We start from the raw sequence: 24613 nt of genomic DNA on the forward strand, positions 1-24613 counted from the left end.
AAATAACTCCTTACTGAACGGTTTCCGGACGCACATGGCGTGCGGCAAACATCAACGCACCGGACAGGAAGCACGGCAGCGCGCCGAACCACAGCGCAGCGGTCTGCCAGTCGCTGCCGGCCGACAACACTTGGGTCGCGCCAAACCCGGCGACTACGGCCCCAATCGGTCCCATGGCATGGATGATCGCGCCACCGGTGGCACGGATGCTGGTGGGGAAACTTTCGCTGATGAAAAACAGTGCCGCCGAGTACGGCCCGATCAGGAAGAACAGGCCCAGGCTGTAGAGCCCAACCACCATCGCCATGTTGCTCGGGCCAAACAGCATCCCGGCAAACGACAGCCCGCCGAGCATCCAGCCCAGGCCGATCACGTTGCGCCGGCCGATCTTGTCGCCCATCCAGCCGTGGCTGAGGTAGCCGCAGTAACCCACCAGGTTCGACAGCACGAGGATGATCAGCGAGTTCTCGAACGAGATGTGGTGCACGCTGACGATCACCGACGTACCCAACACGCTGAACACCTGGATCGCGGCCCAGTTGAGCAACAGCGCCGCACCAATCACCAACGTTGCACGGCGGGCCGGGCCACGGAATGCAGCCTTGAGGCCGGCCTTGCTGTGTTCGTCATAGTCCACGCCGTAGGTCACGGCGACGTTTTGTGCTTCTTTCACCGAGCCGCTTTTGCGCAGCTCGCTGATGCGTTGGTGAATCTGGAACTGCGGGCTCTCCTTGAGCTTGCGCGCCATGACCGCAATCACAATCGCCGGGATCGCCGCAAACACGAAGCAGCCCTGCCAGCCAATCACCGGCAGCAACAGCGCGGTCAAACCTGCCGCGATCAACGCGCCCACCGGCCAGCCGCCTTGGACCAGGCTGTAGATAAAGCCGCGACGCTTGGCCAGTTTCGGGTCATCGGAAGCAGCGTACAGCTCGCTCAGGTAGGTGGCGTTGACAGTTTCCTCGGCATAACCCAGGCCGCCCAGCGAACGGATCAGGATCAGCGAAGACTTGCCCCACGCGCCGCCAATGGCGGTCAGCGCCGAGCAGATTGCCGAACCGGCCACGGTGAAAATAATCCCTTTGCGCCGACCCAGCTTGTCCACGATCGGACCGATGGCCAGCGCGACCACGGCGGTGCCTACCGCCACCCATGTCGCTATCTGCGCTTGCTCCACTTCACCCCAATTAAAGTGCCGCCCGATTTCCGGCAGCAAAGTGCCGAAAAGAATGAAGTCATACACCGCAAACACCCAGGCGAAAAACGCGATCCAGGTGGCGAAACGCACTTCCTTGGGCGTCAGTTGCCGGGGTTTCCAGCCAGTCAGATCAAGCTTGTTGTAGATAGACATGAATCGCGCCTCGGGAGGTTGGCCAGGGTTTAGGTACGGGTGTCAGGTACGCGGTTGGCGGCGGATAAAATCATCGGCGATTTCGTCGAAGGTGACGAAGCGCACGCCGGCATGGCTCTGGATATGTTCGATCAGCCGCTCAAGCATCAGCAGCACTTGCGGGCGGCCGGAAACGTCGGGGTGGATGGTCATGGTGAACACCGCGTGTTCGTGCTCGCGGTAGACCCAGTCGAACTGGTCGCGCCACATTTCTTCGAGGTGACGCGGGTTGACGAAGCCGTGGCTGTTGGGGGCTTTCTTGATGAACATCATTGGCGGCAGGTCATCGAGGTACCAGTTGGCCGGGATCTCCACCAGGTCGGTTTCTTCACCACGCACCAGGGGTTTCATCCAGGTGTCGGGGTGCTGGCTGTAGTCGATCTTGGTCCAGGTGTCACCCTTGCGGACGTAGTACGGGTGGAAGTCGTTGTGCATCAAGCTGTGGTCGTACTTGATGCCTTTTTTCAACAGCAGTTCGTTGGTGACTTTGCTGAACTCCCACCACGGCGCGACGTAGCCGGTGGGGCGTTTGCCGGTGACTTGGGTGATCAGCTCGATGGACTTGTCGAGGACGATTTCTTCCTGCTCGGCCGTCATCGCAATCGGGTTTTCGTGGCTGTAGCCGTGAACACCGATTTCGTGGCCGGCGTCGGCCACCGCTTTCATCTGCTCGGGGAAGGTTTCCATCGAGTGGCCGGGAATAAACCAGGTGGTGCGCAGGCCATAGCGCTCGAACAATTTGAGCAGGCGTGGTGCGCCGATTTCACCGGCGAACAGGCCACGGGAAATGTCGTCCGGGGAGTCTTCGCCGCCATAGGAACCGAGCCAACCGGCGACCGCGTCGACGTCGACGCCAAATGCACAGAGGATGTCTTTAGCCATGATGTGTCTCCTTAAAAAGTGAGTGTGGTTTCGACTGACAGCGCGGCCCGAAGCAGGCGCGCGTCTTCGCCGCTGGGGGCGCTGAGCAGCAAACCAGTGGGCAGACCCAGGGCGTCGCGGCCGCTGGGCAGGCTGACGCCGGGCATGTCCAGCAGGCTGCCGGGCATGGTCAGGCGCAGGGTGGCGAGGTTGGTGCTGACGAACAGTTGATCGTCGGCTTCCAGTGGCGCCAGGGCCGGGGCCACATGGGCCACGGTGGGGGTGATGAGGATCGCGCCGTCGAGTTCGTCGATAAGCTGCTGTTGCAGGCGGCGACGGGCTTCGTAGAGCGCCAGCAGTTGGCTGGCCGGCAGCGTGCGGGCCGCTTCAAGGCGACGGCGTACGCGGGGGTCGAGTTGCTCGGCATCAGGGCTGTCGAGCAGGGCTTCGTGGAGGGCGAAGGCTTCGAAGGAGCCAAGCCAGCCTTGTTGCTGGATCAGGTCGAGGGTGGCCTGGAAGGTCTTCGAGGGGCGCACATCAATCAGCGCACCTTCGGCTTTCAAACGGTCCAGGCAACGCTGCAGGTTATCGCGCACCGCGGGTTCGACGCGGGCGTCGTCGAGCACATTTTGTTCGACCCAAAAACGCTGGCCATTGAGGCTTCGGGCCTGGCGTGGCGGGCGCTGGTCGCGAGCGTTGAGCAGGTCGTCGATGGCCAGCGCATCGCGCACGCTGCGGGTCAGCGGGCCGAGGCTGTCGAGGGTGTGGGCCAGCGGGAAAACGCCGTCGCGGCTGTAGCGCCGGCAACTGCTGCGATAACCCACTACGCCATTCAGTGCTGCGGGGATACGGATGGAGCCGGCAGTGTCGGTGCCCATGGCGATCGGTACGATGCCGGCCGCCACGGCGACGGCTGAACCGGACGATGAGCCGCCAGGAATCCGTGGCTGATCAACGCTGCTCGGGTTGTGCGGCGTGCCGAAATGCGGGTTCAGGCCCAGGCCGGAATACGCCAGCTCGCTGAGGTTGGTCTTGCCCACGCTGACCATGCCGGCGCGGCACAACAGGCCTACGCTCGGCGCATCCAGCAAGGCGGCCGGTGCCTGGGTGCGATAGAGGGCGCCCGCTGTGGTAATGCTGCCGGCCACATCAAACAAATCTTTCCAGGCCAGGGGCACGCCGTCGAACACGCTCAACGGCTGGCCGGCACGCCAACGGGCAGCGGACGCTTCGGCCTCACGGCGGGCGCGCTCGGCGGTCAGGGAAATGAATACGCTCGGGACCTTGCTCGCGTCGGCAAGTGCCTGTTCAAGTGCCTGCACCGGGTCGCTGCGACCGCTGGCGAAATCCTCGGCCAGTGAAGTGGCGTCTGACATGGGAATGACCTTTTAAAAACGTACATATTAATAAAATGTACATTTTACAAAGGCAGCTTTCGTGCCAGTCTCGTTGACACCGCGTTGGGCATGTCGGGCAGCTTGAAGCAGATACACGGCCTAGATGGGTTTCAGACATCAAAAGAAATATCGGCGGGCGTTTAACACTCGTCCACAATGAAATAATGTATCTTTTATTAATAAGTACATTTTGGTGCAGAAAAGTAACAACTCCCTCTGCAGGCCCCAAAAAAGTGCCACCGACGTGGCGCAGAGTGACAGGCGCAACTATGAGAGAATCCCCGGCCACCGACCCGTTTGCTCCAGAGAACCCGATGAAAGCAGTGTCAGCCTCGGCTTCCCGTTACGCGATGATTCACCAGGTTTTGCGCGATGCCATCACCCACGGCACCGCGCGCCATGGCCTGGTGTTGCTGGAAGCGCCGCTGGCCGAACTGTTCGGCACCAGCCGGGTGCCGGTGCGCAAAGCCCTGAACCTGCTGCATGACGAAGGGCTGATCTGCCGCTTTGATGGCCGGGGTTACCTGATCAACCCCGAGGGCCTGGACATGGAGCCGCTGCGCCTGCCCCTGAGCCATGCGCACCTGGGCCTCAACGGTGAAGATGAATTGGTGGACACCCGGCCACTGGGGGAGCGAATCGTCGAGGAAATCGGCGCAGCGCTCTCGACCTGCATCGCCTTCGGGCATTACCGCCTGGATGAGCAGGCTGCCGCCGAGCACTACAACGTCAGCCGCGCGGTGGTGCGCGAAGCACTGATGCGCCTGCGGGACCGTGGCCTGGTGGAAAAAGAACCCTATTCCCAATGGCTGGCCGGGCCGCTGACCGCCCGGGAAGTCACCGAAGACTACGAACTGCGCGCCTGCCTGGAGCCGGAAGCCCTGCGCCAGAGCGCGCCAAACCTCGACCGCGACCTGCTGCAAGCCATGTTGCAGCGGGTGCTCGATGCCCAGGACAGCGCCCATTGCAGCCTGGAAGAAATCGAGCAAATCGAGGAAGACCTGCACCAGCACTGCCTGGCGGGCCTGCAAAACCGCAAGATCGCCGCGCTGATTCGCCAGGGCCAGAGCCCGATGATCATCAGCCGAATTTTCTACCGCCTGCTGGGCATTGGTGCCGATCCGGCGATGCTGGCCGAGCACCGGCTGATCCTTGAGCTGTTGCTGCATGGCGCATTCGACGCCGCCGCACTGAACCTGCGCGAGCACCTGCAACGGGCCAGGCAGCGGATGTTGCAGCGTTTGAAGGTGCTGTCGGTGCTGCCTGAACAGCCTTTACCGGCCTACTTGCACAAACTCAGTTGACGAAATGCAATCGAAAATGTGGGAGCGGGCTTGCTCGCGAATGCGGCGCATCAGTCACAGATGCATTGACTGACAGAGCGCATTCGCGAGCAAGCCCGCTCCCACACTTGTTCAGCGGCGCTTTTGAAAATATTGTGCAATATGTTGCTATCTCACCCCACCCATTGAAACCACGGCCGACCTGCCCCATCTAACCTGCATACTTCCTTATGCAGGTGCCCCATGAGCGACCAGCAAGAATTCCCGGACATCGACCTCAACGACTACGCCGATCCGGAAAACGCTGAACACACTTCCGCCAACACTGGCCTGGCCCTGCCAGGGCAAAACCTGCCCGACAAGGTCTACATCATCCCGATCCACAATCGGCCGTTCTTCCCGGCGCAAGTGTTGCCGGTGATCGTCAATGAAGAGCCGTGGGCCGAAACCCTGGAGCTGGTGAGCAAATCCGACCACCACTCCCTTGCCCTGTTCTTCATGGAAACCCCGCCCGAAGATCCACGCCACTTCGACACCTCCAGCCTGCCGCTATACGGCACCCTGGTGAAGGTGCATCACGCCAGCCGCGAAAACGGCAAGCTGCAATTCGTCGCCCAGGGCCTGACCCGCGTGCGGATCAAGACCTGGCTCAAGCACCACCGCCCACCGTACCTGGTGGAAGTCGAATACCCGCACCAGCCGACCCAGCCGACCGATGAGGTCAAGGCCTACGGCATGGCGCTGATCAATGCGATCAAGGAACTGCTGCCGCTCAACCCGCTGTACAGCGAAGAACTGAAGAACTACCTCAACCGCTTCAGCCCCAACGATCCGTCGCCGCTGACCGACTTCGCCGCCGCCCTCACCTCGGCCACCGGCAATGAGCTGCAGCAAGTGCTGGACTGCGTGCCCATGCTCAAGCGCATGGAAAAAGTCTTGCCGATGCTGCGCAAGGAGGTCGAAGTCGCGCGCCTGCAAAAAGAAATCTCCGCCGAAGTGAACCGCAAGATCGGCGAGCACCAGCGCGAGTTCTTCCTCAAGGAGCAACTCAAGGTCATCCAGCAGGAACTGGGGCTCACCAAGGACGATCGCAGCGCCGACGTCGAGCAGTTCGAACAACGCCTGGTGGACAAGGTGCTGCCGGCCCAGGCGCAAAAACGCATCAGCGAAGAAATGAACAAGTTGTCGATCCTGGAAACCGGTTCGCCGGAGTACGCGGTTACCCGCAACTACCTGGACTGGGCCACCTCGGTGCCATGGGGTGTGTACGGTGAGGACAAACTCGACCTGAAACACGCCCGCAAAGTGCTCGACAAGCACCACGCCGGCCTGGACGACATCAAGAGTCGCATCCTCGAATTCCTCGCGGTGGGCGCCTATAAAGGCGAAGTCGCCGGCTCTATCGTGTTGCTGGTGGGCCCGCCGGGCGTGGGCAAGACCAGCGTCGGCAAATCGATTGCCGAATCCCTCGGCCGGCCGTTCTACCGCTTCAGCGTCGGTGGCATGCGCGACGAGGCCGAGATCAAGGGCCATCGCCGCACCTACATCGGCGCGATGCCGGGCAAGCTGGTGCAAGCCCTCAAAGATGTGGAAGTGATGAACCCGGTGATCATGCTCGACGAGATCGACAAGATGGGCCAGAGCTACCAGGGCGACCCCGCCTCGGCCCTGCTCGAAACCCTGGATCCGGAACAGAACGTCGAATTCCTCGACCACTACCTGGACCTGCGCCTGGACCTGTCCAAAGTGCTGTTCGTGTGCACCGCAAACACCCTGGACTCGATCCCCGGCCCATTGCTGGACCGCATGGAAGTGATTCGCCTGTCGGGCTACATCACCGAAGAAAAGGTCGCGATTGCCAAGCGTCACCTGTGGCCAAAACAGCTGGAAAAAGCCGGCGTGTCGAAAAACAGCCTGTCCATCAGCGACGGCGCCCTGCGCGCCCTGATCGATGGCTACGCCCGGGAAGCCGGTGTGCGCCAGCTGGAAAAACAGCTGGGCAAACTGGTGCGCAAAGCCGTGGTCAAGCTGCTGGATGAGCCGGACTCGGTGATCAAGATTGGCAACAAGGACTTGGAAGCCTCCTTGGGGATGCCGGTGTTCCGTAACGAGCAAGTGCTGTCGGGCACCGGTGTTATCACCGGTCTGGCGTGGACCAGCATGGGCGGCGCGACCCTGCCGATCGAGGCGACGCGTATTCACACACTGAACCGTGGCTTCAAACTCACCGGGCAACTGGGTGATGTAATGAAGGAGTCGGCCGAGATTGCCTACAGCTACATCAGCTCCAACCTGAAGTCGTTCGGCGGTGACCCGAAGTTCTTCGACGAAGCCTTCGTGCACCTGCACGTGCCGGAAGGTGCGACGCCAAAAGATGGACCAAGCGCGGGCGTAACCATGGCCAGTGCGTTGCTGTCCCTGGCACGTAACCAGCCGCCGAAAAAAGGCGTGGCGATGACCGGTGAACTGACGTTGACCGGACATGTACTACCGATTGGTGGGGTCCGCGAGAAGGTTATTGCGGCGCGGCGCCAGAAGATTCACGAACTGATCTTGCCGGAGCCTAACCGCGGGAGCTTTGAAGAGCTGCCGGAGTATCTGAAGGAAGGCATGACGGTACATTTTGCCAAGCGCTTTGCGGATGTGGCGAAGGTGTTGTTCTGAGGTAATAAGCCGCACGTGAAATAACAATGGCCAGGCATCATGCCTGGTCATTGTTATTTAAGGGTTGCTATAACTAAAACGCTGCGCTGATAGCGCATAACAGAATTAAAAACTGTCAGTTCTTACAGTACCGATCCATTCCCAGCCTATTTATATTGAATCCGTTATTCACTGGGAGGATCCTCATGAAAAAGTCAAACTACGCACCGGCAATCACAAGCAATACCACTGGATTATTCAAGGCGACCGTATCTCATCGCGGGGATTTCCTCGCGCAGGAGTTGGAGTATCAAGCGGATGAGCACTGGTTCGGGATCACTGCCATCGCCCAGAAATACAGCGCGCAGAGTGAGCGAAGATTTGAAATGGTGCTGCACAGGGATATTCAATCAGGTACTTACGACTTTGAGGAAGTATCCGTAGGCCCGGTTGTCAGAGTCATTTACTCCAACATGGAGTTGGACGGCTTCGGCTTTATGCACAGACACACCGTTACCAAGCAGGGAACGCTGAAGCTGAAAATCTCCGAAAACAATAACCACTACAGCGGAACACTCGACATGACAGTCGAGGCGCGAGACGGGGAAACATTGCGGATCGCGGCCACCTTTGATGTATGGCTGGTGATTGTGCTTCGTTAACGGTAAAACGGCATGTGTTGTGCCGCTGTAACACCCTGTCTCATCTTCGGTTATGCTCGCCCTTCGTCGTCAAACAACGGAGCCCCCATGACCGCTGCCCGCCTGCTTCTCCCCCTGAGCCTTTGCCTGCTCGCCGCCTGCGCCAGTGCGCCGAAGCAAAACGTCACCGTGGAAAAACAGAGCGCTTGCCCACTGCAACTCAGGACCGGGCAAAACCTGATCCTGACCCTGCCCAGCAATCCCACCACCGGTTATCGCTGGGCCATCCAGGACTCGGCCGGCGGTGTGCTGCGCAGCCTGAGCCCCGAGGTCTACAGCAACACTGAAGACACCGGCGTGGTCGGCAGCGGCGGTCAATCCACCTGGCGCTTCCAGGCCTTCAACGCCGGCCAGGGCCGTTTGCGTCTCACCTCACAACAACCTTGGGAGCCGGAAGCAGAACCGGCCGAAACCTTCGACTGCGCCATTACGGTGAACTGATATGCCATGGATGATCCTTGCGTTGATGGGTGCGGTGACCTTTATCTACGGCCTGAGCACCCACGCCACCCTGCTCTGCCTGTTGGTAAAGCCGTTGCCGGTACTGGCGTTGCTGGGCTGGCTGCATGATGCGCCGCCTACCGACTATCGACGCTGGGTCAGCCTGGGGCTGATTTTTTCTCTGGTAGGTGATGTGCTGCTGGCCTGGCCTGGCGACTTGTTCATCTTCGGCCTGGGGGCATTTTTGTTCGCGCACCTGGCGTACCTGAAAGCCTACTTGAGCGACTGCCGCCGCCCGGCGATTTTGCCGCTGGTGTTGGCGCTGGTGGTGGGCGCGATCTTGCTGAGCATCCTGATTTCCCATGGCCTGGGCCCATTGCTGGCGCCGGTGGTGGTTTATGCGCTGGTGATCAGCGCTATGTTGTGGCGAGCACTGGCACGATTGGGTAGCGAAGTGCCCAAGCGTTCGGCGTACCTGGCGGCGGCGGGCGCAGCGTCGTTCGTGTTTTCCGACACGCTGATTGGGATCAATCGGTTTGTGGTTTCGTTTGAAGCGGCGCCGTATTTGCTGATCGTCAGTTATTGGCTGGGGCAGTGGGGGATTACGGCCTCTTCCTTTCCTCAGAAAAAACCCGTCAACCTGTAGGAGCTGGCTTGCCAGCGAAAAAACCCACAGTTGCCGCGCTCATCCAGAAAGTCCGCGTCATCGTTAACGAACATCGCCGGCAAGCCAGCTCCTACGCTAAAATGCCGGGCTTTCCCCCTTCGTCGCCGGAACAGCCGTGAGCAAAGAACCCGATCGCCTATTCGCCCAGCCCCTGCCCCAGGTGCCGGACTTCGCCTTCAACGAAGACGTGGTGCGGGTTTTCCCGGACATGATCAAGCGCTCGGTGCCCGGCTACCCGACCATCGTCGAGAACCTCGGCGTACTCGCGGCGCAGTTTTCCCAGCCCAATAGCGTGCTCTACGACCTCGGTTCATCCCTCGGCGCGGTGACCCAGGCCCTGCGCCGTCACGTGCGCACCGACGGTTGCCGGGTGATTGCTGTGGACAACTCGGCGGCGATGGTCGAGCGTTGCCGCGAATACCTCAACGGCCAGGACTCGATGTTCCAGGAGTTGCTGCCAGTGGAGGTGATCGAGGGCGATATCCTCGCGCTGCAATTCCAGCCGGCTTCGGTGGTGGCGCTGAACTTCACCCTGCAATTTATCGCCCCCGAACAACGCCTGGCCTTGCTCTCGCGCATTCGCCAATCGCTGCTGCCGGGCGGCGCGCTGATCCTTTCGGAAAAGCTGCGCTTCAATGATCCTGAAGAACACGCGCTGCTCACCGATTTGCACATCGCCTTCAAGCGCGCCAACGGCTACAGCGAACTGGAAATCGCCCAGAAGCGCAGCGCCATCGAAAACGTCATGAAGCCCGACAGCCTTGAAGAACACCGTGAACGCCTGCTGGCGGCCGGATTCTCGAAAGTCGTGCCGTGGTTCCAGTGTCTTAACTTTGCCTCGTTGATTGCCTTGCCATGATTGATCTGTCTCCCCTCGCCCGCCATCTGGTCGGCACTCCCCTGGCCGTTTGGGCCCAGGGCCTGCAAGCGCAACTCGATGCGAAGATGGAAAAAGGTCATGGCGACCTGGAGCGCTGGCAGAGCGCACTGGATGCGCTGCCGAAAATCATGCCCAGCGAAATCGACCTGCTCAATGGCCTGGTGCTCGACACCGATTGCGACGACGAAACCCGTGCGCAAATGCTTACGGCCTTGCTGGGCTTATGCCCGTGGCGCAAAGGCCCGTTTGATCTGTTCGGCGTGCACGTCGACACCGAATGGCGCTCGGACTGGAAGTGGTCGCGAGTCGCGCCACACCTGGATCTGAAGGGCAAACGCATCCTCGATGTGGGCTGCGGTAACGGCTATTACATGTGGCGCATGCTCGGCGCCGGGGCGGACAGCGTGATTGGCGTCGACCCCAACTGGCTGTTCTTCTGCCAGTTCCAGGCGGTGCAGCGCTACTTGCCTGAGCCAAAGGCCTGGCACCTGCCGTTCCCGTTTGAAGACCTGCCGCCGAATATGGAAGGCTTCGATACCGTATTTTCCATGGGCGTGTTTTACCACCGCCGTTCGCCGATCGAGCATTTGCTGGCGTTGAAGGATTGCCTGGTCAAGGGCGGTGAGTTGGTGCTGGAGACGCTGGTGGTTGAAGGCGATCAGCAGCAGGTGCTGGTGCCGGAAGACCGTTACGCGCAGATGCGCAACGTGTGGTTCCTGCCGTCGGTGCCGGCGCTGATGCTGTGGCTGCGCCGCGCGGGCTTCACCGACGTGCGCTGTGTGGATGTGAGCGTGACGACGATTGAGGAACAGCGCGGCACGGAGTGGATGAAGTATCAGTCCCTCAGCGACTTCCTGGACCCTGAGGATCACAGCAAGACCATCGAAGGGCTGCCGGCGCCGATGCGGGCGGTGATTGTCGCGAAGAAATAAGACTGCTGTTGTGTTGAAGAAATAAGACTGCTGTTGTGGCGAGGGAGCTTGCTCCCGCTGGGCTGCGTAGCGGCCCCAAAATCTGGGGAGCGCTGCGCACTCCAGCGGGAGCAAGCTCCCTCGCCACAGGGTATCGCGTCAGCCTTTGGCGCGACGCGCCTTGAAGAACTCGCTCAACACTGTCCCGCACTCTTCGGCCAACACCCCGCCTTCATACAGCACCCGATGATTGAGAAAGCCCTGGGTAAAAAACTGCCCTTGGCTTTGCACGATCCCGGCTTTTGGTTCGAGCGCGCCGTACACCACCCGGGCGATCCGCGAGTGGACGATCAGCCCGGCGCACATGCTGCACGGCTCCAGCGTGACGTAGAGTGTACTGCCCGGCAGCCGGTAATTACTGACAGCCTGGGCGGCGGCCCGGATCGCGACCATCTCGGCATGCGCACTGGGGTCGTTGCCGCTGATGGGGCAGTTGAAGCCACGCCCGATGATTTCTCCATCCTGCACCAGCACCGCGCCCACCGGCACCTCACCCAGCGCGGCGCCTTGGGCGGCCAGGGTCAGCGCTTCACGCATGAAGTCCTGGTCGCGGCTGCGGTCGATAATCGCCGTGGGGCGAAACTGGCGCATCACGCCACCTCGATGGCGGCCATCAGGCCGGTTTCCATGTGGTCGATCACATGGCAATGGAACATCCAGACACCCGGGTTATCCGCCACCAACGCTACGCGGGCACGTTCGTTCTTGCCCAGCAGGTAGGTGTCGGTGAAGTACGGAATCACCTTGTGGCGGTTCGAGGCGATGACCTTGAAACTCATACCGTGCAGGTGGATCGGGTGTTGGTACTGGGTCATGTTCTTCAATTCAAAAATGTAGCTCTTGCCCTTTTCCAGCTTGGCAATCGGGCGGTCGGCGCAGGTCTTGTCGGTGATGTCCCAGGCCTGGCCGTTGATCTGCCACAGGCTCGGCGGCTTATTGTCCACGTTCACCGAAACCGATCCAACCCATTCGAAATTGAAGTTGAGTTTCTCGGCATTCGCCAGGTCCGGCTCGGCGACCGGGTTGGCGGGCAACGCAGGCGGCCATTCGGTAGGTGCGTCGGTGCTGGCGACCGAGCGGAAGGTGCCCAGGCGTACCGGCCCGTTACGGATCGACAGTTCTTCACCGGCGGGAGGCGCCTTGATCGCCAGGCAGATACGCATGCCGGGGCCCAGCCAGTACTCCTTGCCCAGCGGGCGTGGTTCGACGGGATTGCCGTCCAGGGCATAGATCTGCGCTTCAACGTCGGGGATGTTAATGCGATAGGTCAGGGTGTTATCGAGGTTGAGCAGGCGCACGCGGGTGATCTGGCCGGCCGGCAGATCGATCACCGCCTGAGACACACCGTTGATGGTCGACAGGCGCCCGGCGGTACCGCCACGGGCCGCTTCACGCGGGATACTGAAGGCCACAAAGGCGCCCTCTTCGTCCACGTGCCAGCTTTTCAGGCTCAAGGTGCGTTCGTGTTTGAAACCGGTGGGTTCGCGTTCTTCGACAATCAGCGGGCCCACCAGGCCACGGCCGAGTTCTTCGCTGCTGTTCACATGAGGGTGGTACCAGTAGCTGCCGGCATCGGGCACGCGGAATTTGTAGTCGAAGTATTCGCCCGGCAGTACCGGCAATTGCGAGACATACGGCACGCCGTCCATTTCCAGCGGCAGGCGAATGCCGTGCCAGTGGATGGTGGTGGCGACGGGCAGGTGGTTGATAAAGCGCACCCGCAGCCATTCACCCTGACGCACCCGCAACTCGGTGCCGGGGGCCGAAGGGCCGAACGCCCAGGCTTCGGTCTTGTGTCCCGGTACCAGCTCCACCTCCAGCGGCGCGGCGATCAACTCGTAATCGTGCCCCGCCTCGGCCTCGGCGACCTTGCCCAGCCAATAGCGGTAGGCACCACCGGCACCAACGCCCACTACCGCGAGACCGGCAAGACCACCCAGGATTTGTCGACGGGAAAACGATTGGGACACAACAACCTCACGTATCTGCCGCGGGTCCGAGACCCGCAAAGGGCAGATACCATACACCGGCATCACCTAAACAGTAAGGGTTCGCATTGCCACATGTGGGAGCAGGCTTGTGTGGGAGCGGGCTTGCTCGCGAAAGCGGTGGGTCTGTTACTCATGCATCGGCTGACACGCCGCCTTCGCGAGCAAGCCCGCTCCCACATTGGATCTTCGGCGCTCTTTTAATGTTTGGCGGCGGCCAGAATCAAGGCTTTCATCTCGGCGACGGCGCCTTTGAAGCCGACGAACAGCGCGTGAGCCACCAGCGCATGGCCGATGTTCAGCTCGTTGATGCCCTTGATCGCAGCCACCGCTTCGACGTTGTGGTAATGCAGGCCGTGGCCGGCGTTGACGATCAGGCCTTCGCCCAGGCCGCAGTTAACGCCATCGATGATGCGCTGCAATTCATCGGCAACTTCAGTCGGCGTAGTGGCGTCGGCGTAACGGCCGGTGTGCAGTTCGATGGCCGGTGCGCCCACACGGCGCGACGCTTCGATCTGGCGCTCGTCGGCGTCGATGAACAGCGAGACTTCACTGCCGATCTTCGACAGACGCTCCACGGCAGCCTTGATCCGCGCTTCCTGGCCGGCCACATCGAGGCCGCCTTCGGTGGTGAGTTCCTGGCGGGTTTCCGGCACCAGGCAGATATGCGCCGGGCGGATGCGCTCGGCGAACGCCATCATTTCTTCGGTGACGCCCATTTCGAAGTTCATTCGGGTTTGCAGCACGTCCTTGAGCAGCAGCACGTCGCGCTCCTGGATGTGGCGGCGGTCTTCGCGCAGGTGCACGGTGATGCCGTCGGCGCCCGCTTCTTCGGCGTCCAGCGCGGCCTTGACCGGATCCGGGTAACGGGTGCCCCGGGCCTGGCGCAGGGTGGCTACGTGGTCGATGTTCACGCCGAGAAGAATGCGATTGCTGGTGGTCACGAAAAGCGCTCCTGAAGAGGGAAGGAATCGCTGCACAGCATACACGGGGATGTCAGGGCTTTCGAAACAACTCGCGGCTGACCAGTGGCCGACCGCCCAAATGCACGGCCAGGGCCTGGCGCATCAAGCGCTTGGCCGCGGACAAGGCGCCGGGGGCCGTCCAGTCGGCTTCGCTCATGGCCAGCAGCTCAGTGCCCTGGAACAGGCCGGGTTGCAGCAGGTAGACCCGCTCCAGGCCTGCGTCCACTTGCAGGCGGTACATGCCGTCGGCGGCGATGGGATCGCCGTGCAAGTCCTGGCTCAGTTCGAAGCCGTAGCCCAAGTCATCCAGCAGGCGCCATTCGAATGCGCGTAGCAGCGGTTCGAGGGGGCGGCCTTCGGCGAGGGCAAGCAAGGTGGCGGCGTAGTGATCGAAGACGCCGGGGTGTGGGTCTTCGGCGGGGAGCAGACGGATCAGCAATTCGTTGAGGTAGAGGCCGCTGAACAGCGCCTCGCCGTTGAGCCAGTTGGAGACGCCCGCGGCTTCCATGCGGCCGACGTTCTTCAGCTCGCCACGTCCGCGAAACTCCACTTCCAACGCCACGAAAGGCCGCGCCAGGGTGCCGGCCTTGCCACGGGCGCTGCGCAAGACTGCGCGCAGCCGGCCTTGGGGTGTGAGGAAGTCCACCAGGGCGCTGGTCTCGCGGTAGGCGCGGCTGTGCAAGACGTAGGCGGGTTGGCCGGTGGGTGGGGTTTGGGACATTGGGTTCTCGCTGCGGGAACACGGTCTGGAAAACAACGACTATCCAATGTGGGAGCGGGCTTGCTCGCGAATGCAGGGTGTCAGTCAACACATCTGGTGACTGATCCACTGCATTCGCGAGCAAGCCCGCTCCCACATTTGTCCTGCGGTGTTCCGGAGACCTATTACAGGTCGCCGTAACCCAACGAACGCAACGCGCGCTCATCATCAGACCAACCACCCTTAACCTTCACCCACAGGTTGAGCATGATCTTGGAATCAAACAGCAATTCCATGTCCTTGCGCGCTTCGGTGCCGATGCGCTTGATGCGCTCGCCCTTGTCGCCAATGATGATTTTCTTCTGGCCGTCACGTTCAACGAGGATCAACGCGTGGATATGCAGGGTCTTGCCCTGCTGCTTGAACTCTTCGATTTCGACGGTGATCTGGTACGGCAGCTCGGCGCCCATCTGGCGCATGATTTTCTCGCGTACCAGTTCGGCGGCGAGGAAGCGGCTGCTGCGGTCGGTGATCTGGTCTTCCGGGAAGAAGTGCTCGTTCTCCGGCAGATAACCGGCGATCACACGCTCCAGGGCTTCGAGGTTGTGCCCGTGCTGGGCCGAGATCGGCATGATCTGGGCGTTCGGCAGTTGTTCCTGCAGCCAGCTCAGGTGCGGCATCAGCTCGGCTTTGTCTTCGATGCGGTCGGTCTTGTTCAACGCGACGATCAACGGGCCAGTGACGTACTGCACGCGCTCCAGAACCATCTGGTCTTCGTCGGTCCACTTGGTGCGGTCGACCACGAAGATCACCACGTCGACGTCTTTCAACGCCGCCGAAGCGGTTTTGTTCATGTAGCGGTTAAGGGCCTTTTCGCCGCCTTTGTGCATGCCCGGGGTATCAACGTAGACCGCCTGTACGGCGCCTTCGGTCTTGATGCCCAGCATGTTGTGGCGGGTGGTCTGAGGCTTGCGCGAGGTGATCGCCAGCTTCTGTCCCAGGATGTGGTTCAGCAACGTGGACTTGCCCACGTTCGGACGGCCGACGATGGCAACATAGCCACAGCGAGTTGCGGTTGAATCAGTCATGGCCATTCTCCACGCCCAGGGCAATCAGTGCTGCAGCGGCCGCTACCTGTTCGGCAATACGACGGCTCACACCCTGACCTCGGCTTTTTTCATTCAGTAAGGTGATTTCGCATTCGACGAAGAAAACTCGGCAATGCGGCTCACCCTGGATATCCACCACTTCGTAACGCGGCAGGTCGCAACCCCGGGACTGCAGGAATTCCTGCAGGCGGGTCTTCGGATCTTTGTTGGTGTCTACCAGCGTCAGGCTTTCGATCTCGGTCGCCAGCCAGGCGACAACGCGCTCCTTGGCTGCTTCCATGCCTGCATCAAGGTAGATCGCGCCGATCAGTGCTTCAAGGGCGTCAGCCAGGATCGACTCGCGACGGAAACCGCCGCTCTTCAGCTCGCCGGAACCCAGGCGCAGGTAATCACCCAAGTCGAAACCACGGGCCAGTACGGCCAGGGTCTCGCCTTTTACCAGGCGCGCACGCAAGCGCGACAACTGGCCTTCACGGGCCAGCGGGAAGCGATCGAACAAGGCTTCGCCTGCGACGAAATTGAGGATGGCATCACCGAGGAATTCCAGGCGCTCGTTGTTACGCCCGGCAAAACTGCGGTGTGTCAGGGCAAGGATCATCAATTCCTGATCCTTGAAGGTGTAGCCGAGCTGACGCTCGAGACGGCTTAGAGAAACGCTCACGGTTTACCCACATTCAGTTCGAGGCACCGGTGGCCTGCGACGATTAACGCTGTGTTCAAATTCAAATCCTGGTGGTTGCTGCATGGAGCCGGACTTTGTCCAAGCCCCAGAAAAGCATTCGGCGCTGTGTTCACAGCGCCGCATGGATTACTTGATCAGCCCGACCCGCGAGAAGTTCGGCAGGTGGCTGAGCTTGGGTTCCGGCCAACTCATCCAGACCGCGAAGGCCTTGCCGACGATATTCTGGTCGGGGACCATGCCCAGCAGCTCTTTGGGAATATTGGGATCATCCCAGTAGCGGCTGTCATTGGAGTTGTCGCGGTTGTCGCCCATCATGAAGTAATGCCCGGCAGGCACTGTCCATTGGTTGTCAGGCGGCGAACGGTAGCGGCTCATTTCCTTGCGGATTTCGTGCTCTACCGCTCCGAGTTTTTCCTGGTACAGCTCGGCGCTGCCCAGGGTGTTCGGCTCGGAACCGATCAGTTTTTCTGCCACCGACTCGCCATTGACGAACAGGCGCTTGTCGCTGGTGTAGCGAATCACATCGCCCGGCAAGCCCACTACACGCTTGATGTAGTTGACGTTCGGGTCGCTTGGGTAGCGGAACACCATCACATCGCCGCGCTGCGGGTCACCGATCTCGATGACTTTCTTGTCGATCACCGGCAAGCGAATCCCGTAGGAAAACTTGTTCACCAGGATGAAGTCGCCCACGTCCAGGGTAGGTTTCATCGATCCCGAAGGGATCTGAAACGGTTCCACCAGGAACGAACGCAGCACCAGCACGATGAACAACACCGGGAAGAACGACTTGCCGTATTCAACCAGCATTGGCTCTTTGTTCAGTTTCTCGACCACCGCCACATCGGGCTGGCTGACGCTGCCCTGATAGGACGCGATGGCAGCCCGGCGACGCGGGGCGAAGAACATCAGATCGAGCAACGCCAGGAGACCGCAAACGGCAACGGCAATGACCAGCAACAGCGGGAAATTTAGTGACATAGGACCTAACTATCCAACCTGAGCACCGCAAGGAAGGCTTCTTGTGGAATTTCCACGTTGCCCACTTGCTTCATGCGTTTTTTACCGGCCTTTTGCTTCTCGAGCAGCTTGCGCTTACGGCTGACGTCGCCGCCATAGCATTTGGCCAGTACGTTCTTTCTGAGTGCCTTGACGGAGGTCCGTGCAATGATCTGCCCGCCAATGGCGGCCTGGATCGCGACGTCGAACATCTGGCGCGGAATCAGTTCTTTCATCTTTTCGGTCAACTGGCGACCTTTGTAGTGCGCGTTGTCCTTGTGCACGATCAGCGCCAGGGCATCGACCTTGTCGCCGTTGATCAGCACATCCAGCTTCACCAGATTAGCTGATTGGTAACGATCAAAATGGTAATCCAGCGAAGCATAGCCGCGGCTGGTGGATTTGAGACGGTCGAAGAAGTCCAGGACCACTTCGTTCATCGGCAAATCGTAGGTCACTTGCACCTGGGTACCGAGGAACAGCATGTCGTGCTGTACGCCACGCTTCTCGATACACAGGGTAATGACGTTGCCCAGGTGCTCTTGCGGCACAAGAATATTGGCCCGCACGATCGGTTCGCGCATGTCTTCGATGGAAGACAGATCCGGAAGCTTCGACGGGTTGTCGACGTAAATCGTTTCACCGGTTTTCAATAACAGTTCAAAAATAACTGTCGGTGCGGTGGTGATCAGGTCCAGGTCGTATTCGCGCTCGAGGCGCTCCTGGATGATTTCCATGTGCAGCATGCCCAGGAAACCGCAGCGGAAGCCGAAGCCCAATGCGTCGGAGCTTTCCGGGGTGTACTGCAACGACGAGTCGTTGAGGGTCAGCTTCTGCAGGGCTTCGCGGAAGTCCTCGAAGTCGTCGGAGCTGACCGGGAACAGGCCGGCGTAAACCTGCGGCTGGATGCGTTTGAAGCCCGGCAGCACGTCGACGTCAGGGGTGGCGCTCAAGGTCAGTGTGTCACCCACCGGTGCGCCGTGGATGTCCTTGATGCCGGCGATGATGAAGCCCACTTCACCGGCTTTCAGATCAACGGTTGCAGTGTGCTTGGGGTTGAACACACCCACGCTGTCCACCAGGTGGATCTTGCCGGTGGATTTGACCAGGATCTTGTCGCCCTTCTTCACACGGCCGTGGCGCACGCGTACCAGGGATACAACGCCCAGGTAGTTGTCGAACCAGGAGTCGATGATCAACGCTTGCAGCGGATCTTCGTAGTTGCCGGTAGGCGCGGGAATGGTCTTGACCAGGCGCTCGAGCACTTCGTCGACACCCAGGCCGGTCTTGGCGCTGCACTCGACGGCGTCGGTGGCGTCAATGCCGATGATCTTCTCGATCTCTTCCTTGACGCGGTCCGGATCGGCCTGTGGCAGGTCGATCTTGTTCAGCACCGGCATCACTTCCAGGCCTTGCTCGATGGCGGTGTAGCAGTTCGCGACGGACTGGGCTTCAACGCCCTGGCCCGCGTCCACTACCAGCAACGCACCTTCACAGGCCGCCAGGGAACGGCTGACTTCATAGGTGAAGTCGACGTGGCCCGGGGTGTCAATGAAGTTGAGCTGGTACTTGATACCGTCTTTGGCGGTGTAATACAGAGTAACGCTGTGGGCCTTGATGGTGATCCCGCGCTCGCGCTCGAGGTCCATGGAGTCCAGCACCTGGGCTTCCATTTCACGCTCGGCAAGGCCGCCGCACATCTGGATAAATCGATCGGCCAGCGTCGACTTGCCATGGTCAATGTGGGCGATGATGGAGAAATTGCGGATATGACTCAAATCACTCACGGATCAACACTCAAAAAGGCTGCAGGCAGACTGCCCGCTGAAAAATAGCCGGGAATTGTACCTGATGCGCAGACCTGACGTCATCCATGGTGACCAAGAACAAAAATGCCCCGATCGTTCGAACGGGGCATTTTTTGTTCATAAGCGCGGGTTCAACCGGCCCGACGCAACAGCCAGAAGCCGGCCACGGCGCAAATAGCCGTGGGCACCAGCACCGCAAACAACGGCGAGAAGCCGAATACCAGGCTGGACGGCCCCAGCAGGTCTTGGGCGATACGGAAGGTAAAGCCCACCAGCACGCCGGTGAACACTCGCTGACCGAGGGTTACGGAGCGCAGCGGACCGAAGATGAACGAGATTGCCATCAGCACCAGCGCAGCGGTTACTACCGGCTGCAACACCTTGACCCAAAACGCCAGCCAGTAACGGCCATTGTTCAAGCCCTGGTCCTTGAGGTAGTGGATATAACCCCACAGGCCGGAGATAGGCAGGCTTTCCGGGATCATCACCACGGTATTCAGCAATTCGGGCTTGAGGGAAATATCCCACTGCTCCGTCGGAACGTTGATCACTTCGGTGGTCGACGCCGCGCCCTTGCCGATATCTCGGAAATAGGTGGTGGTCACATCGCTGAGTTGCCACTTTTCTTCGGCGTACTGCGCACGTTTGGCGAAGCTGGACGACAACAGGTGACGTTCTTTATCGAAGTGATAACGGGTGACACCGATCAACAGGCCACCCGGTTGTACGGCGTTGATGTGGATAAACTCCTCACCCTGCCGGTGCCACAGGCCATGCTTGGAGCTTTGAGCATCACCGGACCCCTGGGCCAGGGCACGATTGGCCTGGGCTGTGGATTCGGCCGGAGGCGCCACGTATTCACCGATCAGCACGCTGACCGCCATCAGCAACAGCATGGGCTTCATGACCGCCCACACGATGCGGCCAATGGAAACACCCGCCGCACGCATGATGGTCAGTTCGCTGTTGCTGGCCAGGCTGCCAAGGCCAATCAGGCACCCGATCAGCGCAGCCATCGGCATCATGTCGTAGAGACGACGTGGCGCTGTCAGCGCCACGTAGCTCAGAACGTTGGTAACGGTGTAGGTATCGCTGACGTTGCCGACTTCATCAATGAAGGCGAACAACGAGGCCAGGCCCAGAATAATGCCCAATACCGCAAGGATTGCGACCAGGACGCTGCTACCAATGTAGCGGTCGAGCTTAACCACGAGCCATCTCCTTCATGCTGCGACGACTCCGCATCTTCAAACGCATCGGCTCCCAATAAAGCAGGCCCAGGCCAATCATCAGGAAGATCCCGTGGACCCACCACAACCCAAGAGCCGGCGGCAGCTTGCCCTTCTCCAGGGAGCCGCGGGCGGAAATCAGGATGGTCAGGTAAGCCATATAAAGCAGGATGGCCGGCAACAGTTTGAGGAAGCGGCCCTGGCGCGGGTTGACCCGGGACAGCGGTACCGCCATCAAGGTCACGATAAACACCAGCAGCGGCAGGGAAATCCGCCATTGCAGTTCAGCAATCGAGCGCAATTCCTTGCTGCCGATCAGGTCCGGCGTCGGGATCGCGTCGCGGTCGGTCACTTCGTCGCTGACATCCGGACGGGCAAGCATTACACCGTAAGTGTCGTACTTGATTGCCCGGTAATCCGCCTGCCCGGGGCTGCCGTCATAGCGATAACCGTTCTCCAGGATCAGATAGCGACTGCCGTCCGGACGCACTTCCTGGCGCCCGCTGTCGGCCACCAATATGGAAATACCACGGTCTTTCTGGTTCTGGCCGAGGTTCTTCTGGGAGATGAACACACCGCCCAGGTTGGCACGGTCATCCGACAGTTGTTCGGTGTAGGTCACCCGGGTGCCGTCGTTGAGCGCTTGAAAGCGGCCCGGCTCCAGGGTGTCGAATTCGGTCATGGCGTCCTGTTTGTTGAGCACCAGCTGGAACTGCAAGGCTCCCTGGGGCGCCAGGCTCAGGCTCAGCCAGGCCACGATCAGCGCGATACCGGTGGCCGGGACCATGGTCATGGCCAGCAAGCGCTGCTGACTCATGCCGGTGGCCGACAGCACGGTCATTTCGCTTTCGAGGTACAAGCGGCCGTAGGCCAGCAAGATCCCGAGAAACAGGCCCAATGGCAGGATCAGCTGCAGGAAGCCCGGCAGGCGAAAGCCCATGATCAGGAACAGCGAACCCGGATCCAGGGCACCCGAGGCAGCCTGGGCGAGGTATTTGACGAAGCGACCACTCATGATGATGACCAGCAATACCGCACTCACGGCACTCAGGGTCAACAGGACTTCGCGGGACAGATAACGGAAGACGATCAAACCAGACACTCCAGGGTTGTCAGGCTAAGGCGGCCAAACAAGCAAGCATATCGAGACGACCCATTGCTGCAGGCCGGCTAAAAAGATGGCGCATTATCCTGTGATTGACCGCACCTGTCACGGAGCTTGCTCATACGCGTGCACAAAGCTGCCCACAAGGGTTGTCAGGCTCGGGCGGCGAGGTTCAAACTGCGGCCTTTGTCGCGGGCGGCCTACAGGCTGCCAAGCTTACAAGCCGGAGTACAGACTCCTGGCTCACTGACCTTTATAAGGGACCCGAAAATGGAACTGGTTGTAAAAAGCGTTAGCCCCGAAACGTTGAAAACCGCCACCCTCGTGGTCGCTGTCGGCGAAGGCCGCAAGCTGAGCGTTGCCGCCAAGCAACTGGACGAACTGAGCGGCGGCGCCATCAGCGCGGTCCTCAAGCGCGGCGACCTGGCCGGTAAAGTGGGGCAGAGCCTGCTGCTGCAAAGCCTGCCCAACCTTAAAGCCGAGCGCGTATTGCTGGTGGGCGTGGGCAAGGACGCCGAACTGGGCGACCGTCCGTTCCGCAAGATCATCAGCAGCATCCTCACTACCCTCAAGGGCCTGGGCGGCACCGATGCAGCCCTGGCGCTGGACGAAATCGTGGTCAAGGGCCGCGACAGCTACGGCAAGACCCGCCTGCTGGCCGAAAGCCTGCTGGATGGCGGCTACGTCTTCGACCAGTTCAAGAGCACCAAGGCCGAACCCCGCGCCCTGAAGAAAGTCACCTTGCTGACCATCAAGGCGGCCCAGGCTGAAGTGGAACGCGCCGTGACCCACGCCCAGGCCATCGCCGGCGGCATGGCTTTCACCCGTGATTTGGGCAACCTGCCACCGAATATCTGCCACCCAACCTACCTGGGCGAGCAAGCCAAGGCGCTGGGTAAAGAATTCAAGGGTTTGAAAGTCGAAGTCCTGGACGAGAAGAAGATCAAGGAACTCGGCATGGGCTCGTTCTATGCCGTGGGCCAGGGCAGCGACCAGCCGCCGCGCCTGATCGTGATGCAATACAACGGCGGCAAGAAGTCCGAGAAGCCATACGCCCTGGTCGGCAAAGGCATCACCTTCGACACCGGCGGCATCAGCCTCAAGCCGGGCCTGGGCATGGACGAGATGAAGTACGACATGGGCGGCGCCGCCAGCGTATTCGGTACCCTGCGTGCCGTGCTGGAACTGAAGCTGCCGATCAACCTGGTGTGCATCCTGGCCTGCGCCGAGAACATGCCGAGCGGCGGCGCGGCGCGTCCGGGCGACATCGTTACCACCCTCAGCGGCCAGACCGTGGAAATCCTCAACACCGACGCCGAAGGCCGCCTGGTGCTGTGCGACGCCCTGACCTACGCCGAACGCTTCAAGCCGCAAGCCGTGATCGACATCGCCACCCTGACCGGGGCCTGCGTGGTTGCCCTGGGCGCCCACACATCGGGCCTGCTGGGCAACAACGATGAACTGATCGGCCAACTGCTCAGCGCCGGCCAGGCTGCAGACGACCGCGCCTGGCAACTGCCGCTGTTCGATGAGTACCAGGAACAGCTGGACAGCCCGTTCGCCGACATCGCCAACATTGGTGGCCCGAAAGCCGGCACCATCACCGCTGCGTGTTTCCTGTCGCGTTTCGCCAAGAACTTCAACTGGGCGCACCTGGACATCGCCGGCACTGCCTGGACCAGCGGCGGCAAGGACAAGGGCGCCACTGGCCGTCCGGTTCCATTGCTGACCCAGTACCTGCTGGACCGCGCCAAAGCCTAACCCTGTAGGAGCGAGCTGGTTCGCGAAGGTCGTTAACGATAACGCGCTCATTCTGGATGAACGCGTCGTTCTCAGGTTTTTCGCGAGCAAGCTCGCTCCTACAAACCCCGGGGCGGCCGCAACGCCACCCTGGGCTCAGGAATCGCAATGACCCAAGTCGACTTCTATATATTGCCCAGCGCCGATCCTTCCGCGCGCCTGGACTTTGCCTGCAAGCTCACCGAAAAAGCCTGGCGCATGGGCCACCGCATCTACCTGCATTGCAGCGATGCCGCCCAACGTGACGACCTCGACGCCCGCCTCTGGCGCTTCAAGGGCGAAAGCTTCGTACCACACGGCCCTGCCGAATCAGAGCCGAAAGGCCTGGTGGTGCTGGGTTTGGGCGACAGCTGCGGCGATCACACAGACCTGCTGGTCAACCTCGACCTGAAAGTACCGGCCTTCGCCAAAGGTTTTGCCCGCGTGGCGGAAGTGGTGGTGGAAGACCCGGCTATTCGTCAGGCCGCGCGGGAGAGTTTCCGTTTCTACCGCGAACAGGGCTATTCTCTGCAAGATCACCGGCTACAACGACTTTGAGCACATGATGGACACTCCAAACCCGCTAAAAGACTCTGACCACCTGCTGGATGACCTTGAGTCGATCCGCAAGCTGCTCGGTGATGATGACCTGCAACCGCCGCTGCTGACCGATGCGGTCAACGGTGACGTACAAATTCCTTTGCTGTTCGATATGGTCGGCGGCAAGCCTGTTGCGCCGGAACCTGTCGAAACGCCCGCAGAACAAACCGCACCCGCGCCGGCAGTTGCCGTGCCTGCCGCAGAGAAAGCGCCCGACGCCCTGCTGCTGCACCTGGACAACGAACTGCGCGCCGCTGCGCAACTGATCATGCAAGACGTGATCGACGATTTTGCTCCGCATATCGAAACCGAGATCAAGCGCCGACTGGATGCGCGCATGGAGCGGTTGTTGAGCCAGTACCAGAACTAAGGCTGACACATATCCCGTGTGGGAGCGGGCTTGCTCGCGAAGGGC

General features: G+C 60.7%; 23 protein-coding genes. 10 read left to right on the plus strand and 13 right to left on the minus strand.

What is annotated here, in order from left to right:
* Positions 1–10 precede the first annotated feature (10 nt).
* From AU074_RS28900 to AU074_RS28910, 3 genes are read right to left on the minus strand one after another with little or no spacing between them, the layout of a single operon-like run.
* Positions 11–1351, minus strand: a complete 1341-nt coding sequence (locus tag AU074_RS28900; protein ID WP_017476084.1) for an MFS transporter — start codon at positions 1349–1351, stop codon at positions 11–13.
* Between the two features lie 42 nt (positions 1352–1393).
* On the minus strand, positions 1394–2272 hold the full coding sequence (locus AU074_RS28905) for a polysaccharide deacetylase (protein WP_003210406.1): 879 nt from the start codon (positions 2270–2272) through the stop codon (positions 1394–1396).
* An 11-nt stretch (positions 2273–2283) separates the two neighbouring features.
* Positions 2284–3627, minus strand: coding sequence for an amidase (locus AU074_RS28910; RefSeq protein ID WP_076017594.1), 1344 nt, complete (start codon positions 3625–3627; stop codon positions 2284–2286).
* A 335-nt stretch (positions 3628–3962) separates the two neighbouring features.
* Here AU074_RS28910 and AU074_RS28915 point away from each other — a divergent pair, with 335 nt between their 5' ends.
* The 7 genes from AU074_RS28915 (at position 3963) to cmoB (ending at position 11195) form a co-directional block, all read left to right on the plus strand.
* Positions 3963–4952, plus strand: a complete 990-nt coding sequence (locus tag AU074_RS28915) for a GntR family transcriptional regulator (protein ID WP_076017595.1) — start codon at positions 3963–3965, stop codon at positions 4950–4952.
* Positions 4953–5174: 222 nt separating this feature from the next.
* A complete protein-coding gene (gene lon / locus AU074_RS28920; RefSeq protein WP_076017596.1) occupies positions 5175–7595 on the plus strand; it encodes an endopeptidase La in 2421 nt (806 codons plus the stop codon).
* Between the two features lie 185 nt (positions 7596–7780).
* Complete coding sequence (locus tag AU074_RS28925; RefSeq protein ID WP_076017597.1) at positions 7781–8236, plus strand: hypothetical protein; 456 nt, start codon at positions 7781–7783, stop codon at positions 8234–8236.
* A gap of 87 nt (positions 8237–8323) precedes the next feature.
* Positions 8324–8716 (plus strand): protease inhibitor I42 family protein, encoded by a 393-nt coding sequence (locus tag AU074_RS28930; RefSeq protein WP_076017598.1) that lies wholly within the window; start codon positions 8324–8326, stop codon positions 8714–8716.
* 1 nt (position 8717) lies between these two features.
* Positions 8718–9362, plus strand: coding sequence for a lysoplasmalogenase (locus AU074_RS28935; protein WP_076017599.1), 645 nt, complete (start codon positions 8718–8720; stop codon positions 9360–9362).
* A 136-nt stretch (positions 9363–9498) separates the two neighbouring features.
* Entirely contained in the window at positions 9499–10242 is a 744-nt protein-coding gene (gene cmoA / locus AU074_RS28940; RefSeq protein ID WP_076017600.1) for a carboxy-S-adenosyl-L-methionine synthase CmoA, read from the plus strand.
* Positions 10239–11195 carry a tRNA 5-methoxyuridine(34)/uridine 5-oxyacetic acid(34) synthase CmoB gene (cmoB, locus tag AU074_RS28945; protein ID WP_076017601.1) on the plus strand — a complete coding sequence of 319 codons (957 nt, stop codon included), beginning with the start codon at positions 10239–10241 and terminating at the stop codon, positions 11193–11195. Before cmoA ends, cmoB begins: the two co-directional genes overlap by 4 nt.
* A gap of 138 nt (positions 11196–11333) precedes the next feature.
* On the opposite strand, the gene tadA is transcribed toward cmoB, so the two are convergent.
* The 10 genes from tadA to lptF all read right to left on the minus strand — a co-directional run bounded on the left by tadA (position 11334) and on the right by lptF (position 21807).
* Positions 11334–11825: a tRNA adenosine(34) deaminase TadA gene (tadA, locus tag AU074_RS28950; protein ID WP_076017602.1), complete on the minus strand. Its 492-nt coding sequence runs from the start codon at positions 11823–11825 to the stop codon at positions 11334–11336.
* On the minus strand, positions 11825–13204 hold the full coding sequence (locus tag AU074_RS28955) for a multicopper oxidase family protein (protein WP_076017603.1): 1380 nt from the start codon (positions 13202–13204) through the stop codon (positions 11825–11827). The genes tadA and AU074_RS28955 overlap by 1 nt, the downstream gene beginning before the upstream one ends.
* 218 nt (positions 13205–13422) lie before the next feature.
* Positions 13423–14166 carry a pyridoxine 5'-phosphate synthase gene (pdxJ, locus tag AU074_RS28960; protein WP_003210427.1) on the minus strand — a complete coding sequence of 248 codons (744 nt, stop codon included), beginning with the start codon at positions 14164–14166 and terminating at the stop codon, positions 13423–13425.
* A gap of 52 nt (positions 14167–14218) precedes the next feature.
* Positions 14219–14908, minus strand: coding sequence for a DNA repair protein RecO (recO, locus tag AU074_RS28965; RefSeq protein ID WP_076017604.1), 690 nt, complete (start codon positions 14906–14908; stop codon positions 14219–14221).
* A 164-nt stretch (positions 14909–15072) separates the two neighbouring features.
* The gene (era, locus tag AU074_RS28970; RefSeq protein WP_003210432.1) at positions 15073–15975 is read right to left on the minus strand and encodes a GTPase Era; all 903 of its coding nucleotides are present in this window, start codon (positions 15973–15975) and stop codon (positions 15073–15075) included.
* Positions 15968–16657 (minus strand): ribonuclease III, encoded by a 690-nt coding sequence (gene rnc / locus AU074_RS28975; protein WP_076017605.1) that lies wholly within the window; start codon positions 16655–16657, stop codon positions 15968–15970. The genes era and rnc overlap by 8 nt, the downstream gene beginning before the upstream one ends.
* A gap of 147 nt (positions 16658–16804) precedes the next feature.
* Positions 16805–17659, minus strand: a complete 855-nt coding sequence (lepB, locus tag AU074_RS28980; RefSeq protein ID WP_076017606.1) for a signal peptidase I — start codon at positions 17657–17659, stop codon at positions 16805–16807.
* 5 nt (positions 17660–17664) lie between these two features.
* Positions 17665–19464 (minus strand): translation elongation factor 4, encoded by a 1800-nt coding sequence (gene lepA / locus AU074_RS28985; protein ID WP_076017607.1) that lies wholly within the window; start codon positions 19462–19464, stop codon positions 17665–17667.
* A gap of 152 nt (positions 19465–19616) precedes the next feature.
* Positions 19617–20696 carry an LPS export ABC transporter permease LptG gene (lptG, locus tag AU074_RS28990; RefSeq protein WP_076017608.1) on the minus strand — a complete coding sequence of 360 codons (1080 nt, stop codon included), beginning with the start codon at positions 20694–20696 and terminating at the stop codon, positions 19617–19619.
* The gene (gene lptF / locus AU074_RS28995; protein WP_076017609.1) at positions 20689–21807 is read right to left on the minus strand and encodes an LPS export ABC transporter permease LptF; all 1119 of its coding nucleotides are present in this window, start codon (positions 21805–21807) and stop codon (positions 20689–20691) included. Before lptF ends, lptG begins: the two co-directional genes overlap by 8 nt.
* Before the next feature lie 282 nt (positions 21808–22089).
* On the opposite strand from lptF, the gene AU074_RS29000 reads away from it, so the two are divergent.
* The 3 genes from AU074_RS29000 (at position 22090) to AU074_RS29010 (ending at position 24568) form a co-directional block, all read left to right on the plus strand.
* A complete protein-coding gene (locus tag AU074_RS29000) occupies positions 22090–23580 on the plus strand; it encodes a leucyl aminopeptidase (protein ID WP_076017610.1) in 1491 nt (496 codons plus the stop codon).
* 147 nt (positions 23581–23727) lie between these two features.
* Positions 23728–24156: a DNA polymerase III subunit chi gene (locus AU074_RS29005; RefSeq protein ID WP_076017611.1), complete on the plus strand. Its 429-nt coding sequence runs from the start codon at positions 23728–23730 to the stop codon at positions 24154–24156.
* 7 nt (positions 24157–24163) lie between these two features.
* On the plus strand, positions 24164–24568 hold the full coding sequence (locus AU074_RS29010; RefSeq protein ID WP_076017612.1) for a DNA polymerase III subunit chi: 405 nt from the start codon (positions 24164–24166) through the stop codon (positions 24566–24568).
* Positions 24569–24613 lie beyond the last annotated feature (45 nt).

The sequence above is a fragment of the Pseudomonas sp. ATCC PTA-122608 genome, assembly GCF_001952855.1.
Classification (GTDB): domain Bacteria; phylum Pseudomonadota; class Gammaproteobacteria; order Pseudomonadales; family Pseudomonadaceae; genus Aquipseudomonas.

Excerpts from the sequence above, each read along its gene's own strand:
- AU074_RS28930 (WP_076017598.1), top strand. The coding sequence starts at position 8,324 with ATGACCGCTGCCCGCCTGCTTCTCCCCCTGAGCCTTTGCCTGCTCGCC.
- era (WP_003210432.1), bottom strand. The coding sequence starts at position 15,975 with ATGACTGATTCAACCGCAACTCGCTGTGGCTATGTTGCCATCGTCGGC.
- AU074_RS28900 (WP_017476084.1), bottom strand. The coding sequence starts at position 1,351 with ATGTCTATCTACAACAAGCTTGATCTGACTGGCTGGAAACCCCGGCAA.
- AU074_RS28915 (WP_076017595.1), top strand. The coding sequence starts at position 3,963 with ATGAAAGCAGTGTCAGCCTCGGCTTCCCGTTACGCGATGATTCACCAG.
- AU074_RS28905 (WP_003210406.1), bottom strand. The coding sequence starts at position 2,272 with ATGGCTAAAGACATCCTCTGTGCATTTGGCGTCGACGTCGACGCGGTC.
- AU074_RS29010 (WP_076017612.1), top strand. The coding sequence starts at position 24,164 with ATGGACACTCCAAACCCGCTAAAAGACTCTGACCACCTGCTGGATGAC.
- lepB (WP_076017606.1), bottom strand. The coding sequence starts at position 17,659 with ATGTCACTAAATTTCCCGCTGTTGCTGGTCATTGCCGTTGCCGTTTGC.
- AU074_RS29005 (WP_076017611.1), top strand. The coding sequence starts at position 23,728 with ATGACCCAAGTCGACTTCTATATATTGCCCAGCGCCGATCCTTCCGCG.
- AU074_RS28935 (WP_076017599.1), top strand. The coding sequence starts at position 8,718 with ATGCCATGGATGATCCTTGCGTTGATGGGTGCGGTGACCTTTATCTAC.
- cmoB (WP_076017601.1), top strand. The coding sequence starts at position 10,239 with ATGATTGATCTGTCTCCCCTCGCCCGCCATCTGGTCGGCACTCCCCTG.
- AU074_RS29000 (WP_076017610.1), top strand. The coding sequence starts at position 22,090 with ATGGAACTGGTTGTAAAAAGCGTTAGCCCCGAAACGTTGAAAACCGCC.
- tadA (WP_076017602.1), bottom strand. The coding sequence starts at position 11,825 with ATGCGCCAGTTTCGCCCCACGGCGATTATCGACCGCAGCCGCGACCAG.
- recO (WP_076017604.1), bottom strand. The coding sequence starts at position 14,908 with ATGTCCCAAACCCCACCCACCGGCCAACCCGCCTACGTCTTGCACAGC.
- AU074_RS28910 (WP_076017594.1), bottom strand. The coding sequence starts at position 3,627 with ATGTCAGACGCCACTTCACTGGCCGAGGATTTCGCCAGCGGTCGCAGC.
- AU074_RS28925 (WP_076017597.1), top strand. The coding sequence starts at position 7,781 with ATGAAAAAGTCAAACTACGCACCGGCAATCACAAGCAATACCACTGGA.
- lon (WP_076017596.1), top strand. The coding sequence starts at position 5,175 with ATGAGCGACCAGCAAGAATTCCCGGACATCGACCTCAACGACTACGCC.